11 protein-coding genes are annotated in these 15,894 nt (G+C 71.2%); 4 read left to right on the forward strand and 7 right to left on the reverse strand.

The annotated features are described in order from the left end of the window. Window positions 1-66: 66 nt before the first annotated feature. On the forward strand, window positions 67-297 hold the full coding sequence (locus ACH4YP_RS14810) for a hypothetical protein (RefSeq protein WP_055513118.1): 231 nt from the start codon (window positions 67-69) through the stop codon (window positions 295-297). Window positions 298-434: 137 nt separating this feature from the next. On the opposite strand, the gene ACH4YP_RS14815 is transcribed toward ACH4YP_RS14810, so the two are convergent. The 7 genes from ACH4YP_RS14815 to ACH4YP_RS14845 all read right to left on the reverse strand — a co-directional run bounded on the left by ACH4YP_RS14815 (window position 435) and on the right by ACH4YP_RS14845 (window position 12,070). Beyond that, complete coding sequence (locus ACH4YP_RS14815; RefSeq protein ID WP_398490781.1) at window positions 435-1,250, reverse strand: S1 family serine peptidase; 816 nt, start codon at window positions 1,248-1,250, stop codon at window positions 435-437. Window positions 1,251-1,382: 132 nt separating this feature from the next. After that, entirely contained in the window at window positions 1,383-2,924 is a 1,542-nt protein-coding gene (locus ACH4YP_RS14820; protein WP_361055411.1) for an RNA polymerase sigma factor, read from the reverse strand. Window positions 2,925-3,330: 406 nt separating this feature from the next. Then, window positions 3,331-4,218 (reverse strand): FadR/GntR family transcriptional regulator, encoded by an 888-nt coding sequence (locus tag ACH4YP_RS14825; RefSeq protein ID WP_361055414.1) that lies wholly within the window; start codon window positions 4,216-4,218, stop codon window positions 3,331-3,333. Window positions 4,219-4,380: 162 nt separating this feature from the next. Beyond that, window positions 4,381-6,144 (reverse strand): ATP-binding cassette domain-containing protein, encoded by a 1,764-nt coding sequence (locus ACH4YP_RS14830; protein ID WP_398490782.1) that lies wholly within the window; start codon window positions 6,142-6,144, stop codon window positions 4,381-4,383. A 215-nt stretch (window positions 6,145-6,359) separates the two neighbouring features. Further along, on the reverse strand, window positions 6,360-7,118 hold the full coding sequence (locus tag ACH4YP_RS14835; RefSeq protein ID WP_143638125.1) for an NUDIX domain-containing protein: 759 nt from the start codon (window positions 7,116-7,118) through the stop codon (window positions 6,360-6,362). A 128-nt stretch (window positions 7,119-7,246) separates the two neighbouring features. Continuing rightward, window positions 7,247-9,322: a glycogen debranching N-terminal domain-containing protein gene (locus tag ACH4YP_RS14840; RefSeq protein WP_398490783.1), complete on the reverse strand. Its 2,076-nt coding sequence runs from the start codon at window positions 9,320-9,322 to the stop codon at window positions 7,247-7,249. A 1,008-nt stretch (window positions 9,323-10,330) separates the two neighbouring features. Continuing rightward, window positions 10,331-12,070, reverse strand: a complete 1,740-nt coding sequence (locus tag ACH4YP_RS14845) for a DUF4192 domain-containing protein (protein WP_398490784.1) — start codon at window positions 12,068-12,070, stop codon at window positions 10,331-10,333. Window positions 12,071-12,097: 27 nt separating this feature from the next. Between ACH4YP_RS14845 and ACH4YP_RS14850 the strand changes: the two genes are divergently transcribed. The 3 genes from ACH4YP_RS14850 to ACH4YP_RS14860 all read left to right on the forward strand — a co-directional run bounded on the left by ACH4YP_RS14850 (window position 12,098) and on the right by ACH4YP_RS14860 (window position 15,393). Then, window positions 12,098-12,352: a hypothetical protein gene (locus ACH4YP_RS14850; protein WP_398490785.1), complete on the forward strand. Its 255-nt coding sequence runs from the start codon at window positions 12,098-12,100 to the stop codon at window positions 12,350-12,352. A 28-nt stretch (window positions 12,353-12,380) separates the two neighbouring features. After that, on the forward strand, window positions 12,381-14,543 hold the full coding sequence (locus ACH4YP_RS14855) for a RecQ family ATP-dependent DNA helicase (RefSeq protein WP_398490786.1): 2,163 nt from the start codon (window positions 12,381-12,383) through the stop codon (window positions 14,541-14,543). Window positions 14,544-14,766: 223 nt separating this feature from the next. Further along, a complete protein-coding gene (locus ACH4YP_RS14860; protein ID WP_361055428.1) occupies window positions 14,767-15,393 on the forward strand; it encodes a hypothetical protein in 627 nt (208 codons plus the stop codon). Window positions 15,394-15,894 lie beyond the last annotated feature (501 nt).

Below are 15,894 nucleotides of genomic sequence, written 5' to 3' on the forward strand. Positions count from 1 at the left end.
AACGTTTTCGGCCTGGTTGGATGTTGACCCTGGTACGACAGCTCGTCGAGCTAGAGAAGAGGCGACGTGACTACTGTTCTGACCCCCGCGAGCCCGCTGACGGCCGCTGACCGCTGCGACCGTTGCGGCGCCCAGGCATATCTGCGCGTCGTCCTCCTCAGCGGTGGTGAGCTGCTCTTCTGTGCCCACCATGGGCGCAAGTTCGAGCCGGAACTCAAGAAGATCGCCGCTGAGATACAGGACGAGACGGAGCGGTTGACTGCCGCCCCGGCAAGCGCCAACGACGAAGAGCACTGACACTTCGCGCAGACGACGAGCCATCTCCGGCACAGGCCGGTGACCGGGCGGCCGCCCCTGTCCAGGGGTGGCCGCCCGCGCTCGTGCTCCCTGAAGCCCGTGGACGGCTCACGCCTCCCAGGGGCACAGAAGGGCCTTCAGCGGCCCGCTCCGAGCGTCCTGACGACCTCCGAGACCCGTGTGTAGACGCCGGGACTGCCGGCCCGCCCACAGCCGCTCCCCCACGACACGAGGCCGATCAGCCGCCCCTGAGCGACCAGTGGCCCGCCACTGTCCCCCTGACAGGCGTCCAGGCCCCCCTCCTCCTCCCCCGCGCACAGCATCGAAGCGGCCACGTACGTTCCGTCAGCGCTCCCCGGATAGGCCTCCTCGCAGAGTGCGTCGGGCAACACCTGCACACGCGCGGCCCGCAGAGCCGTCGCGTAGTCGCCGCTCCCCGTGGTGTCGCCCCAGCCGTAGACCACGGCCCCCGGGCCGGGCTTGTACGCGGCGTCACCGGGGCCCGCCATGGGGATGACCGCGCTCGCGGCGAGGGGCTCCGCGAGAGTGAGTACGGCGAAGTCCCCCGCGTTCGTGTAGCTGTCGTAGCGCGGGTTGATCCAGGTGTCGCGTACGGCGATCTCCCTGCCCTCGGCCGACAGCAGATTCCCGCGGCCCGCGATCACCTTCAGATCGCGAACCTGCTGCGGAGGCGTGCCCAGCACCTCCTTGCTCAAACAGTGGGCCGCGGTCAGCACTGTCGAGCGGCCGATCACCACACCCCCGCAGAACTGTCCGGCACGCGTACCCCCGAACCGGTCACGGCTGGACACGGCGACCGTCCAGGGGCTCTCGGAAATCTCGACCGGATAGCCGCCGATGATGACATCGGCCGTCGCGGGGGCCGGACAGGCCAACGGTATGACGGCCGCCGTGGCCGCGACGGCCAGCACTCGGGCAAAGGGACGAGGCATGCGCGCTCCTCACTCTGGGGTTGTCATGAGACACCCAGCGTGATCCAGATGGCGGCACTCCGCACTCCGCACAGACCGAGGGCCCGGCTCCCTGAGCGGGAAACCGGGCCCTCGGTGACGTACGGCCGAGACCTAGTCGAGGTAGTCGCGCAGCACCTGCGAACGCGACGGGTGGCGCAGCTTCGACATCGTCTTGGACTCGATCTGGCGGATGCGCTCGCGCGTCACGCCGTACACCTTGCCGATCTCGTCGAGGGTCTTCGGCTGACCGTCGGTGAGACCGAAGCGCATCGAGACGACACCCGCCTCACGCTCGGACAGCGTGTCCAGGACCGAGTGCAGCTGCTCCTGGAGGAGCGTGAAGCTGACCGCGTCGGCCGGGACGACCGCCTCGGAGTCCTCGATGAGGTCACCGAACTCGCTGTCGCCGTCCTCACCCAGAGGGGTGTGGAGGGAGATCGGCTCACGACCGTACTTCTGGACCTCGATGACCTTCTCCGGGGTCATGTCGAGTTCCTTGGCCAGCTCCTCCGGGGTGGGCTCGCGGCCCAGGTCCTGGAGCATCTGACGCTGCACGCGCGCGAGCTTGTTGATGACCTCGACCATGTGCACCGGGATACGGATGGTGCGGGCCTGGTCGGCCATGGCGCGGGTGATCGCCTGACGGATCCACCACGTGGCATACGTCGAGAACTTGTAGCCCTTGGTGTAGTCAAACTTTTCCACCGCGCGGATCAGACCGAGGTTGCCCTCCTGGATGAGGTCCAGGAAGAGCATGCCGCGGCCGGTGTAACGCTTGGCCAGGGAGACCACCAGACGGAGGTTGGCCTCCAGGAGGTGGTTCTTGGCGCGGCGGCCGTCCTCGGCGATGATCTCCAGCTCGCGCTTGAGCTTCGGGGCGAGCTTGTCGGCGTTGGCCAGCTTGTCCTCGGCGAACAGACCGGCCTCGATGCGCTTGGCGAGCTCGACCTCCTGCTCGGCGTTGAGCAGCGGGACCTTGCCGATCTGCTTGAGGTAGTCCTTGACCGGGTCGGCCGTGGCACCAGCCGCGGCGACCTGCTGCGCGGGCGCGTCGTCCTCGTCCTCGTCGGACAGGACGAAGCCCTGGGCGCCGTCCTCGGGGGTCTCCTCGCCACCGGCCTTGGCCGCACCGGGGGTCTCCTCGGCCGCCTCGTCGTCGACGATCTCGGCGTCGTCCTTCTTGGCGGTGGTCTTCTTCGCCGTCGCCTTCTTCGCGACGGTCTTCTTCGCTACGGCTTTCTTGGCCGTCGCCTTCTTGGCAGCGGCCTTCTTCTCGGCTGCGTCCTCGGCGGGAGCGTCTGCGGCAGGCATCGCCGGAGTGGCGGTGGCGGTGGCCTTCTTGGCCGTCGCCGTCTTCGCCGCGACGGTCTTGGTGGCGGTGCGCTTGGCCGGACTCTTCGCTGCGACGCTCTTTCGGGTGCGCTTGGGCTCCGCGGCACTGACCATCAGCGTCACACCCTCTTCCTCGAGGATCTGGTTGAGGCTGCGCAGTACGTTCTTCCACTGAGTGGCCGGAATCTGGTCAGCTTCGAAGGCCCGACGCACGTCATCGCCGGCGATCTGCCCCTCAGCCTTTCCCCGCTCGATGAGCGCCATGACAGAGACGGACTCGGCGATCTCCGGCGGGAGCGTACGGGATGTGCTGGCCGACACGAACAACCTCTCGGAACGTTGGAAAACGGCTTCCGGCCCCGTCCGGTACGGACAGGAGCCGACGACCGCCGACTTGGGGATGGGCCGACGGCGCGGGCGAGGGCCGGGAAGAGTCACAGCGCCTTGAACGGCGGCTGTATTCCCTACTCGGCTGTCACCTCTTAGGTCATCGCGCTGCCCCGTGGAGCGTTACGCCCAATCTGCGTGGCCCGAGTCACACCCCGTAAGTGATCAAAAGCTCCCAGATGCGGTCAGAGGTGGTCAGCCGATGACCTCAGTACCCCATCACACCGCCGGACCCCGCCGGATTCCAGAAGCATCCAGGGGGTCCGGCGGCAGATGATTCGCCGGCCAAGCGATGCCACACGGGGCACCCGCCACCGACCGCGCCGCCCTCGGTGCGCGGTCAGTGCTCGCGCGGCGCGGGCACGACGCGCTCCACCTCGGGGTGGACGGTGAGCAGTTGGCGCATGGCCGTCTCGGCACCCGACCCGTCGCCGGCGGCGAGGGCGTCGACGATGCGGGCATGGCACCCGAGGGACACCTCGGTCGGCCGGTCACAACCCGTCACCGGGTTGCCGGACACCTGGAGCGCAGCGGACACGATGCCGGAGAGGTGCTCCAGCATGCGGTTGCCGGCGACCTGGATGAGCAGCGAGTGGAACTCCGCGTCGGCGCGCGAGAAGGTGAGCGCGTCACCCTGCGCCATGGAGTGGCCCATGATCTCGACCATGTCGGCGAGGCGCTGCTGCACCTCCTCCCGGCCGTGTCCGGCGGCGAGGCGGGCGGCGAGCGGTTCGATCGTCCAGCGCAGCTCGCTCAGCTCGCGGCGCTGGTCGTCGCGCTGCGGCCCGAAGGCCCGCCACTCGATGATGTCCGGGTCAAGGAGGTTCCAGTCACTGACCGGGCGCACGCGCGTGCCGACATTGGGGCGGGCGCTGACCAGGCCCTTCGCCTCAAGAACGCGGAGCGACTCACGGACGACGGTACGGGAGACCTCGAATCGCTGGCCGATCTCCTCGGGCACCAGCGGGCGGTCCGCGCCCAGGTCGCCGGAGACGATCATCTGCCCCAGCTGCTGGACCAGTTGGCCATGCAGGCCGCGGCCGCGGCTGCCGGCGGCACGTCGGCCCATGCGGCCCAGATCCGGGTCCGTGCTGTCCCACACGGAGGCGCTGACGCGGTCTGCGCCGGGGACCTCCCCGTAGGGGTAGCGGTCGAGTTCGCCCGGACCGGCGAGGCCGGAGTCTGCGGAACGAGCGGCGGTCATCATGGTGTGCGCAAGGGTACTCACGGATCCTTTGTCGGCTCCGTCTCCAACTCCCTTGAGGTCTTTGGTGAAAAGCACACGAAAGGGTGATCGCTCACCCCGTCGCAATTGACGCCTTATCGGAAAGAAATGGGCGTTCTGCGTGGAGTTGCGCACACGAAGGGAACGCATGTGCACGGGCGGTCGTCATCGGACCCTGCTCCGTAGGGTGGTGAGCAGGTATGCGCAGAGCAGGGCGCTGATCGACAACATCAGTGCGCCGCCGACGGGTTGGGCGATCACTCGCGCCACAGCAGCCACATAGCGCTCGCCTCCGAACGGCCACTGCACCAGCACGAGCTCGCGCAGCCGGGTCGAGAACCCGGCGGCGGTCCGCACGGACGGTCCCTCCAGGACCTTCTGCACGAGCGGTACGACGAGGACCGGTACGGCCAGTACCGCCGCGAGTCCGGCGGTCGTCGACCGGAAGATACCGGCCGCCAGGACGCCCGCCCAGGCGCAGCCCACGACGAGACCGATCCAACTCGCGCTCAGCGAAAGCCAGTCCTCGGGAACTCCCGCGAGCTCCCGTCCGTAGACGAGGTAGAGCAGTTCGGCGTCCACACCCACCGCGAGGAGGGCCAGCAGCAGCGCGGTGGCGGCGGCGACGAGGAGTTTGGCGGCGAGGAGCCCCAGTCGGCGGGGGACGTTCCCGCGATCGGCGGCCAGGGCGGGATGACGGAACTCATCGCCGAAGGCGATGGCACCGAGCAGCCCCGCGCCGAGCGCCGCGGGCGGCAGAGGAAATTCCCTCGGCCACGCGGCGAGCAGACGCGGCTGCGGGGTGTGCCCCGCTCTGGCCAGGAGCACGGAGACCAGGGCGGAGGCGACGAGCACGGCGACAGCGGTGAGGTAGCCGGTGGCGACCCCGGCCGCACGGCGCAGTTCGTAGCGCAGCGGCCGCAAGGGGCTGGAGCCCGGCCTGGCGGTGATGGGCGGCGGGAGAGGAGACAGTTCGCTCGCGCCTTCCGCCTCCGGGGTGCGTGCCGGCTGCTCGGCCCCCTGGGGGTCACTCGCTGACTGCCGCGCGGGGACGGGCCCCATGTCGCCGATCTCGTCCGCGAGTTGGTGTACGAGGATGCTGTGGCGGTAAGCGGTTTCGCCGATGTCGGCGCACGTGCTGCCGTACACGGAGAGGCGGTTGCCGTCCTCCCGTACGACCTCCACGGAGCGTCGAGTGGTGCGGGCCTCCTTGGTGAGCAGGGCGCCGAGCCGGGCGGCGTGCGGGCTGCGGACGGCTACGCGGGGCCGGAGACGGGTGCGGGCGAAGTCGGTGACGTCCTGGTCGGCGACGAGCCTGCCCTCCTCCAGCGTGACGACACGGTCGGCGGTCCGCGCGGCCTCCTTCGGGTCGCCCGTGGCGAACAGCACGGTGCCGCCCCCGGCGGCGTGGGCCCGCAGAATCCCGTGCAGCCAGCGGCCCTCTCGGGCGGAGAGTCCCTCGGCGGCGTCGTCGAGCACGAGCGTGTGCGGGTCTGACAGCAGTGCGCAGGCCAGACCCAGGCGACGGTCCATGCCGCGCGAGAGCGCGCTCAGACGCTGGTCGCGCAGGCTGACCAGGCCCACCACTTCGAGGACGTCGTCGGCGCGCCGGGCCGGCACGCCTGTCGCGGCGCACAGCATGCGGAGTTGACCGCGGACCGTGCGTGCCGGATGACCGGGGACCTCCCCGAGGAGCACGCCGACCTCGCGCGAGGGATGGGCGATGCGATGCAGCGGACGACCTCTGAAGTAGGTGATCCCGCGGCCCTGTTGGAGTTCGAGCATGAGCCTGAGCGCCGTCGTCTTGCCCGCGCCCGGGGCCCCGAGGAGCGCTGTGACGCGGCCCGCGGGCACCTCGAAGGAGACGTCGTCGACGGCGGGGGGAAGCTCCTTGCGGGCGTTGCTGGTCAGTCCGATGGCCTGGATCACCCGAAGCAAGATAGCGCGATATGTACGGTTTTTCGGGCATTCTGGGCGGGCTGAACGGTATGCCCCGCGCCTGTCCGACCACTTGGCCTGACGGCCGATCCCGGGTGACCTCGGGTCTCGGCACGGTTCTCGGGGCCATGCCCGGTCTCGGCACGGATCGCGAGGCCGCGCCCCTCTTGGCTCGGTTCCGTCCCGGCGCCGCTCCAGGAGCGGTGTCAGACCTCGGGGCGGAGCATCGGCGGGTTGAGCAGCGTGGCACCGCCCGCGCGGAACAGCTGGGCCGGGCGACCGCCCTGGCGGGTCGTCGTACCGCCCGTGGGGACGAGGAATCCCGGCGTGCCGGTCACCTTGCGGTGGAAGTTGCGGGGGTCGAGCGCCACGCCCCACACCGCCTCGTACACCCGGCGCAGTTCACCGACCGTGAACTCAGTCGGGCAGAAGGCGGTCGCCAGTGACGAGTACTCGATCTTCGAGCGGGCGCGCTCCACACCGTCCGCCACGATCTGCGCGTGGTCGAAGGCCAGCGGCGCGGCCTGTTCGCCGTCACGGCCGTAGCCGCCCCGCTGAAGCAGTTCCTCGACGGGGGCCCAGCGCGCGCTGTTCGCGTCTCCGCCCGCCCTGGGCGCGGGCAGATCGGGGGCGAGGGCGAGATGAGCGACGCTGACGACCCTCATCCGCGGGTCGCGCTTCGGATCGCCGTAGGTCGCGAGCTGCTCCAGGTGCGCGCCGTTGGCCTGCGCGGGCGCGGCAGGGTCATGGGCGCACAGCCCGGTCTCCTCGCCCAGTTCCCGCGCCGCCGCCTGCGCCAGGTCCTCGTCCGGCCGTACGAAGCCGCCGGGCAGCGCCCACCGCCCCTGAAAGGGCGGCTCACCCCTCCGTACCGCCAACGCGCACAGAGCATGGCGACGCACGGTCAGCACGACCAGGTCAACGGTGACGGCGAACGGCGGGAAGGCTGACGGGTCGTAGGGCATGTCGAGATCATAGTCGTCTGCCTGACGATAAACACTCCCTTCGTCGGTCGCTTCAATGGCTGATCCACTGCTCTCCGGTACGGACGCCGGGGCCTGCTCCGCCCCTCCCCTCGCCGGCTTCCGCCCGTTCACACTCCCAGCTGGAGCCCGTCGGCAGCCTCCTCGACCATGGCGAGGCCGAGCCTGCTGACACGTACGGAGAAGGGGGCGCCGGCGACGCGCAGGCCGGTCAGCCCGAGCTCGCCCAGGGGTGCGCCGCGGACGGGCCGCAGCGTCACCGTTCCGGCAGGGGCGTCGGGGCGGATTCCTGCGAGGGTGGTGAGCAGAAGGATCCCTGCCGCCGCGGCCGTGGCCGCAGGCCGACAAGCCGCCGGATGCGGCAGCGGGGCACCTCCTTCCGTGCGCTGCTCCCCCGCGTACATCTCCGGCAGCCGGTGCCCGAAGGCCTCTGCCGCCGACAGCACACCCCGCAGGAGTGAGCTCGCCTCCTTTTCGTAGCCCGCGGCGGCCAGTCCCGCGACGGCGACAGCCGTCTCGTGGACCCGCACGGCCCCGCCTCGGTGCCCGAACGGGTTGTACGCCGCCTCCTTCGCGCCGAGGCTGCGCAGTCCCCAGCCCGAGTCCATGGCGGGCCCGCCGAGCAGCCGCGCGAGCTGCTCCGTCTGCACCTTGTCGAGCAGCCCCTGGGCCGGGGCACCCACGCCGAGCAGCCCGGTGTCGAGGAGGTGCGCACTGGCCGCGCCGAGGTGCGGCACGATCCGCCCGTCCGGCAGACGGGCCGCGGCCGGTCTGCCGCCTCCCCTGTCCTCGATCCAGAAGTCCTCCTGGAACGCGGCCCTCATTCCGCGAGCCCATCCCCGCAACTCGGGGCCACCTCCCCTGCCGTACGCGTCAAGGAGATCGGCGCCCAGCAGCGCGGCCCGGTGGGCGTGCGCCTGGGTCTCGCAGCGCCGTGGTCCGCCGGGGCGCGGGTCGGGCAGATACGTACCGTCGCCGGTCGCCGTCCGCAGCCACTGCAGGCAGCGCTCGGCCACAGGAAGCAGTTCCTCGGTCTCCTGTTCAGGGAGCCCCCAACGCCTGGCTTCCGCGAGAACGACAGGGAACAGCAGGGTCGCCTCTTCGCCCGTGCAGCTCGGTGGCAGATACGTACCGGCGTGGCGTCGCGGCCCGGGCAGCAGTCCGGATCGCGGCCCCGCGCCCACCAGTTGGGTGCGCGCCAGGGAGCGCAGGGTGCCCGCGGCGAGGCGGGTGCCCAGCGGCAGGGTCATGCGCGCCGCCGCCAGCGCGTCGGCCGGCGCCATGCCGCAGCGCCAGGGCGCGCCGGCCGCGAGGTGGTTGTCGGACGGATAGGCCGGGTCACGCAGCAGCAGGGCCTGGAGGTCCTCGATGCTCGTGCGCAGGAGCGCCTCGGCCCTTGGGTCGTCGCTCACCGCCCGTGCCTGGGCAAGCGGGCTCGTGGCAGCGCGCGCGACGGCCCGGATGGGACCCGCACCGGTCGGCCGTACCCTCAGCTCCACGCTTCGGGTGTCGCCGGGCGGCAGTTCGAGTTCCCATCGGAGCAGTCCCGCCGAGGCCAGCGCGTCCGAGGGCGGCGGGTGGGCCGTGACGACGGAGTGCCCGGTGGCGCAGGACCACCGCATGCCCGAGTCATGGACGCTGGCAGGCAGGTCGGGACCGGCCTGCCCGGAGGCGACCGCGCCCAGTTCCGCCAGGTCCGTGCCGAGCGACATCTCGACGGGCAGGCGCAGATGGCGGTGGGCCGCGCTGCGCAGGGTGATCCGTTCCGTGCCGTCCGCGTATCGCGTCCGTTCGACGATGACATCCGGGTCGGGGCCACCGTCGGCCGACAGGCTCAAGGTCGCCACGAAACGGGCCTGGTCGGCCGCGATCATCCGGGCCTGGATCGCGAGAGGCTCCCGCCCCGCGACGCGCAGTCGGCATCGGGAGAGCATGCGTCGGCCCGCGCGGTAGAAGCCTTCCAGTCCCTGTCCGGTCAGCTGGCCGTGCTCCGGGGAGATCGCAAGTCCGGGCAGGGCGACGCAGATCAGCGCGTTGTGCGTGGGAGGCAGATTCGCCGTCGCGTGCGGCAGGGACAGGGGTGCCTTCGGAGTTGTGGCACCGCCGGGGGCTATGGGGAGCTGTGCGGGCCTGCGGAGCAGAGGGTGATTGTCGTGCGGAATGGAGGACTGGGTGGGCAGGGGCATGGGGCGGCTTCTTCTGCGCTCCGTGCGCTGAGTGCGCACTCAGCTGCGTGTGAGGGGCTCCGGAAGGGCGGGTTCGATGCGATGGCACGGCCCGGCCGCGGGCTGCGCCACTCAGGTGAACGGAACGGGCCTGTCCCGGGTCACGCCCCGGTTCACGGAAGCCGACCGATTGGCGGTGAGCCGGGGGCTCCGAAGCGCGGTCGCGGCTGCTCCGCGGAGCGGGGTGGGCTTGCACGGGCTGCTCTGACGGCCTGCCTGGGCAGGTACGGCCGAGAGCCGGGGCGACGCCGGTCTGGGGGTGGCGTACGTGGATCACGCCGCTCTGGGGGTGGCGTACGTGGATGACGCCGGCCTGGGGGTCGCACACGCGCGGACCCGCTGTCGCAGCATGGGTGCCATCCCAGCCAGGCGCTCCGGCAGGGAGGAGGCGTCTGCAGAGAACGACGGGGGCGAGTGGCACAACAACCGCCTCGTCACCCTCGCCGTATCCGGCGGCCCGGAGCCGGGCAATGCCTCCCGCCTCACGGAGCGCTACGCCACTCGACTCCGGCAGGTCGCTCGGACCACCTGCGTCTTCCGGCCTGCGGCTCGGGTCGGCCGCATCTTCCGGCCGACGACTTGGGTCGGGCGTGCCTTCCGACGGTCGCCTCGGGTCGGACGCACCTGCCGACGGCCGAGTCGGATCGGACGCACCTACCGGCAATCTGCCCGGGCCGGACGCGCCTTCCAACGCCCGGCCCCGACCGCCTGACGTCTCTTCCGACAGCCGACCCGGGGCGGAGGCGTATTCCACCCAGCCAGCCGCCCCCGGAGTGTCCTCAGAAGTCCCGCCCTTCCAGGGCGCAATCGCTCCCAGGACCCGCGCACGCACCCCGCGCCACATCGCCCCGAGTCCGAAAGGCCCCCACACCAACCCAAGCCCCGCCAACCCCCAAACCGCCACCCGAAGCAGCCAGGCCGACCATCCGAACCGAGTCGGCCAACTCGCTCGGCACCACTCACCCGCCCTCATGTCTCGCCGTGCTTCGTCCCAGGCCGGCCGTCCCCTCGGCGGGACCGGGTGCCGCCACTCGTACCGTCACCGGCCCTGGTGGGTGCTTCCGGCGCCGGAGAGCCGTCGGCGGTGGACCGGGGACGGCGTGTGCCCGCGGTCCCGGAGGGCCGGGAACCCGGTCGGCTCGCCGCGCTCCCCGTCGACCGCGGCTTGCGTCGGCGACGGGAAGCCACCCGGGTCGACGATGTCGAGGCGGGCCCGGACGGTCCGTCGGCGTCGACCGGGGACGCCGAGGGCGCCGCGGACACCGACGACGCGATCACCTCCGCGTCGGCACGATCCACACGCTCCTTGCGGAGGCAGCGGCGAATCGACTCCGGGTCCAGGCCCTCGTTGCACGCCTGGTGGAGAAGACGGGCGAACAGGTATCCCGGATCCGCTCCGAGCGCCATCGCCAGGGCTTCACGGGCCTCCAGCTCGTCACCGGAGGACCAGGCGACCCATCCCACAAGAGTGAGCGGCGCCGCGGCGTGTTCGCCGTACGGGCCGACACAGCGGCGGGCCAGAGCCCGCCAGAGGCGGAGGGCGGGGCCTGCCTCGTCGCCCTCCATCCACTGCGCCGCCCGGTCGCGCGTCGTGCGGTCCTGGAGGCCGAGAATCAAGGTGGCTGCCTCGTCGTGGCCCAGGAGTTCGTCGTCCCGGAGATCCGCCGACAATGCGCCGCACACACCCGCCGCACCGGACACACCTGCCGAGCCGGACACAGCAGGTACACCGGAAACACCCGACACACCGGCCACAGACGTGGAGTCGGCGAACCGACACATGACCCGATGAGCCAGGTCCAAGGTCTCGGAAGCCACCGCTGTGCGGTTCTCGTCGTCGAGGATTCGCGGGATCAGCGCCATGCTCACCGCATCGAGCGCGGACTCCTGCTCCAGCGCGGCCGCCGTCTCCCACGGAATGAGCCTCGCCCTGAACTCCCGCAGGGATCCCCGGATCTGGAGGCCGGCGTAGGTCGCCGCGGCGGCCAGCACGGACGTGCCGGGCAGCCCCATGGGTGTCCCGTCGGAAGGGCAGCACTGCGCACTGGGGCAGCAGTACGACCAGAAGCGGCCGTCCGAGATGCACAGGGCCTCGATCACGGGCACGTCCAGGGCACCGCAGGCCGTGCGCAGGAACTGTGCGAGTGGGCGCAGTCGTTCCATGACTTCCCGGGCCGACTCTCCGTCCTTGGGGTCCTGGCAGAGGAAGGCGACCATGCTCTCGGGCACCGCGCCCCTGCGTTCACTGCCCTTCACAAGTCCCTCGGTCAGCTGTCGGGCGACGGACGCCCAGTCGTCCGCGTTGCCGGGGATGCCGAGCCGGGCCCGTCCGCCGAACCTGCCACGCCCGTCCCTGTCGTGGAGGGCGGCGAGCACGATGCTGTCCTCGGGCCGGTATCCGAGCAGGTACGGCAGTGCGTCCGCCAGTTCGGCGGGAGTGCGGAGGGTTACCTGATGCTCGGCGAACGGGACGCCCGACGCGCCGTGTGCGGGGCCGCCACGGCTCTCACCTCCACGGCCCCCACCTCGTGCACCCGGTCCCGAGCCGTGCCCTCCGCTCCCCGAGCCATGTCCCCCGCTCCCTGAACCGCGCCCATCACTGCCTGGATCATCTCCACCATGCGCCGAGCCCTGTCCGCCTTGCCTTGACCCGTGTCCGCCACGCCCTGAGCCGCGTCCACCACAAGCTTCGGCCTGCCCACCACTCACTTCGCGATCACCGCCATCGACCTGGCGATGCTCACCACCCGCGCCCCCACTCCTTCCAAACTCTCCAAGTCCTCCAAACCCGTCGAGCCCTCCAATCCCGTCGCCCTCACGACGCCCGCCGCACCCGCTCATGTCACCGTCGCCGAGGTTCCCGGCCGCTTCGCTGTGATTCGTCATGCCGTGACCATCCCGCGGATCCCGATATTCCGCTTTGACCTGTGGATAACCACGACCATGATCACGTCAGAACTTGTCCACAGGCTGACCGCCTCATTCGCGTGATGTCCGACCCATCGGGTTGCATGGGGCCATGAGCAACGCAGAGCTGCGCACCGCGGCCGACACCGTCCTCGCCCGCCTCGTCGGCGCCCCGGCGGGTGATGCCCGGCTGCGCGAGGACCAGTGGCGCGCCATCGAGGCACTGGTCGCCGACAAGCGCAGAGCCCTGGTCGTGCAGCGCACCGGCTGGGGCAAGTCCGCGGTGTACTTCGTCGCGACGGCGCTGCTGAGGGAACAGGGCGCGGGCCCCACCGTCATCGTCTCCCCGCTCCTCGCCCTCATGCGCAACCAGGTCGAGGCGGCCGCACGCGCCGGCATCCGGGCGCGGACCATCAACTCGTCCAACACGGAGGAATGGGACACGATCCAGGACGAGGTGGCCGCGAGCGAGGTGGACGTCCTGCTGGTGAGCCCCGAGCGGCTCAACAATCCGGACTTCCGCGACCAGGTGCTGCCCAAGCTCGCCGCCGCGACCGGCCTCCTCGTGGTCGACGAAGCACACTGCATCTCCGACTGGGGCCACGACTTCCGGCCGGACTACCGCCGGCTGCGCACGATGCTCGCGGATCTCCCGCCGGGCGTCCCGGTCCTCGCCACCACCGCCACGGCCAACGCGCGCGTGACGGCCGATGTCGCCGAACAACTGGGCACCGGCGGCAGCACGGACGCTCTCGTCCTGCGCGGCCCGCTGGATCGGGAGAGCCTGAGCCTCGGTGTGCTGCAGCTGCCCGATGCCGCACACCGGATGGCCTGGCTGGCCGAGCATCTGGGCGAGCTGCCCGGCTCCGGAATCATCTACACGCTCACGGTGGCCGCGGCCGAGGAGGTCACCGCGTTCCTGCGGCAGTGCGGGCACACAGTGACCTCGTACACCGGGAAGACGGAGAACGCGGACCGTCAGCAGGCCGAGGAGGATCTGCTCGCGAACCGGGTCAAGGCACTGGTGGCGACGTCGGCGCTGGGCATGGGCTTCGACAAGCCCGACCTCGGGTTCGTGGTGCATCTGGGGTCCCCGTCCTCCCCCATCGCGTACTACCAGCAGGTCGGCCGTGCGGGGCGCGGGGTGGAGCATGCCGAGGTGCTGCTCCTGCCCGGCAAGGAGGACCAGGCGATCTGGCAGTACTTCGCGTCGATCGCCTTTCCTCCGGAGGAGCAGGTCCGGCGCACCCTGGACGTCCTCGCCCAGGCGGGCCGGCCCCTGTCGCTGCCCGCGCTCGAACCCTTGGTGGAGCTGCGCAGGTCACGCCTGGAGACGATGCTCAAGGTCCTGGACGTGGACGGCGCGGTGCACCGCGTCAAGGGCGGCTGGATCTCCACGGGCGACCCGTGGACCTACGACACCGAGCGCTATGCCTGGGTCGCCAAGCAGCGTGCGGCCGAGCAGCAGGCGATGCGTGACTATGTGACGACGACCGGATGCCGAATGGAGTTCCTGCGGCGCCAGTTGGACGACGAGGGAGCGACTCCGTGCGGTCGCTGCGACATGTGCGCGGGGCCCCGGTTCACCGACGCCGTGTCCTCGTCGTCCCTGGACTCCGCGCGTGGTGAGCTGGGCCGGGCGGGTGTCGAGGTCGAGCCCCGGAAGATGTGGCCGACGGGCCTGCCGGCGGTCGGCGTGGACCTGAAGGGGCGCATTCCGGCCGGTGAACAGGCCGCGTCCGGGCGGGCGTTGGGACGGCTCTCGGACATCGGCTGGGGCAACCGGCTGCGGCCGATGCTCTCGCCCCAGGCCCCTGACGAGCCCGTTCCGGACGATGTGGCGAAGGCCGTGGTCGGTGTGCTGGCCGACTGGGCGAAGGGGCCTGGCGGCTGGGCCTCGGGGAGCCCCGACGCACAGCCGCGCCCGGTCGGTGTCGTCACCATGGCCTCACACGGCCGGCCGCGTCTGATCCAGTCGCTGGGCACGCGGATCTCGGAGGTCGGACGCCTGCCCCTGCTGGGTTCCATCGAGTACGCCCCCGGACACGAGGCTGCGCAGGTCTCCAGGAGCAACAGCGCGCAGCGGTTGAAGGCCCTCGACGGGGCGCTCGTGGTGCCGCCCGGTCTGGCCACCACGCTGGCCGAGGCCAAGGGACCCGTCCTGCTCGTGGACGACTCGACCGAGACCGGCTGGACGCTGGCGGTGGCCGCGCGCCTGCTCCGGCGGGCCGGTGCACAGGGGGTGTTGCCGCTGGTCCTTGCCGTGCAAGGGTGATCCAGGCGTGACATCCGGGGTATCGGGCAGGGATATATGAGGCGGATCACCGGATAACGGTCCGTGGCCCCAATTGCTCGTTGCCGCAACCAAGTTCGACAGGAAGAATTGGCCTCGCGCCCCGCGTGGTCCTTCCTGGGCCGCCCGTTCGGGCTGTGCCGCGGTGCGCTCCCCCAAGTCCGACCCCCGCCCGTTGTATGGGCGCGTAGCCGAAGGGAGGACCGTGACCTTCGGATTCGCTCCGTCCTCGGCGGCATCGATGTCGACGTCCGCCGCTTCCGCCAACTCACTCGCCCGGATGCTCGAACCCGCCGAATGGGCCGCCGCGGGGATTCCGCTGCTGCGCAATCCCCGGGAAGTCGTCAGCGGGCTGCACTCCCGGCATCGGCCCCGGCCGGACACCGCGATCGTCGCCGTCCTCGATCCGGACGAACGGCTCAGGGCCAGCGCCTCATTCGTCCGGCGGCCGGCCCCGGCGGACGGCTGGATGTTCCGCAACGCGCTGCTCGCGCAGCTGCGCCGGGTCATCCCGCACGACCTGCGGCGCCGCACACCGGTGCGTACGGCCGTCCTGCTCTACTGCCGTGAGGGCGACGGGCGATGGACCGAGGAGGACGGCGCGTGGATGTGGGGGTTGCGAGACGCCTGCACGCTGCACGGGCTGCGTTGCGGGGCGTACATCACGCTGACGCGTGAGGGCTGGCAGGTGCTCGGTGAAGGGCGTGGCGGACGTCGGCCGAGCGCGGACTCGAAGCCGGAGTCCCTGGACGCCCTCGCCGCGGTCGAGAGCATTCAGCCACGCACCGGTGGCTCGGCCTCGGAGGTGCTGCGCCGCGCGGCGGCCCGCTGAGGCGGAGCCCGTGACCGCCGCAAGCGGCACCGGTCGGCCGTTCGTCCGGCCGGCCCTCAGCACCGGCCCCAGCGGCCGCCGCGCAGTCACAGAGGACCACCCCGGCCTCGCTGAAGCAGGACCGGCCACAACACCGGTCGTCCGAAAACTGCAGGGGAGCCGGAAGACCGCGAGAGAGGGGCCAACCCGGTACCCCGAACCCGCACAGGGGCACACGTACAACCTTCGACGCGTACAAACCCTCACCGCGTACAGACCCCTCAACTCACGCGAGAAATCAGCACGCACCGGAGGGCCACAGCCCGTACGAGAGCTCGCCCAAGCAACGACACCAGGGCACGCACACACGCCCTCGAACCCGCACGGGCCCCTCGGACAGGTACGACAACAACGCTGAACGGCCATGCCGATCGGGCGGACCATGACAGCCGTGCCGGCGGCCGGCACGTCCCCCGTACCGGCACACGTCGGACCGTCCACCGTGCTGATGCCACCGCGGCC

This window comes from Streptomyces sp. NPDC020747 (assembly GCF_044334695.1).
Classification (GTDB): domain Bacteria; phylum Actinomycetota; class Actinomycetes; order Streptomycetales; family Streptomycetaceae; genus Streptomyces.

Coding starts and splice junctions, on each gene's coding strand:
- ACH4YP_RS14855 (WP_398490786.1), top strand. CDS start 12,381: ATGAGCAACGCAGAGCTGCGCACCGCGGCCGACACCGTCCTCGCCCGC.
- ACH4YP_RS14850 (WP_398490785.1), top strand. CDS start 12,098: ATGCTCACCACCCGCGCCCCCACTCCTTCCAAACTCTCCAAGTCCTCC.
- ACH4YP_RS14835 (WP_143638125.1), bottom strand. CDS start 7,118: ATGCCCTACGACCCGTCAGCCTTCCCGCCGTTCGCCGTCACCGTTGAC.
- ACH4YP_RS14815 (WP_398490781.1), bottom strand. CDS start 1,250: ATGCCTCGTCCCTTTGCCCGAGTGCTGGCCGTCGCGGCCACGGCGGCC.
- ACH4YP_RS14840 (WP_398490783.1), bottom strand. CDS start 9,322: ATGCCCCTGCCCACCCAGTCCTCCATTCCGCACGACAATCACCCTCTG.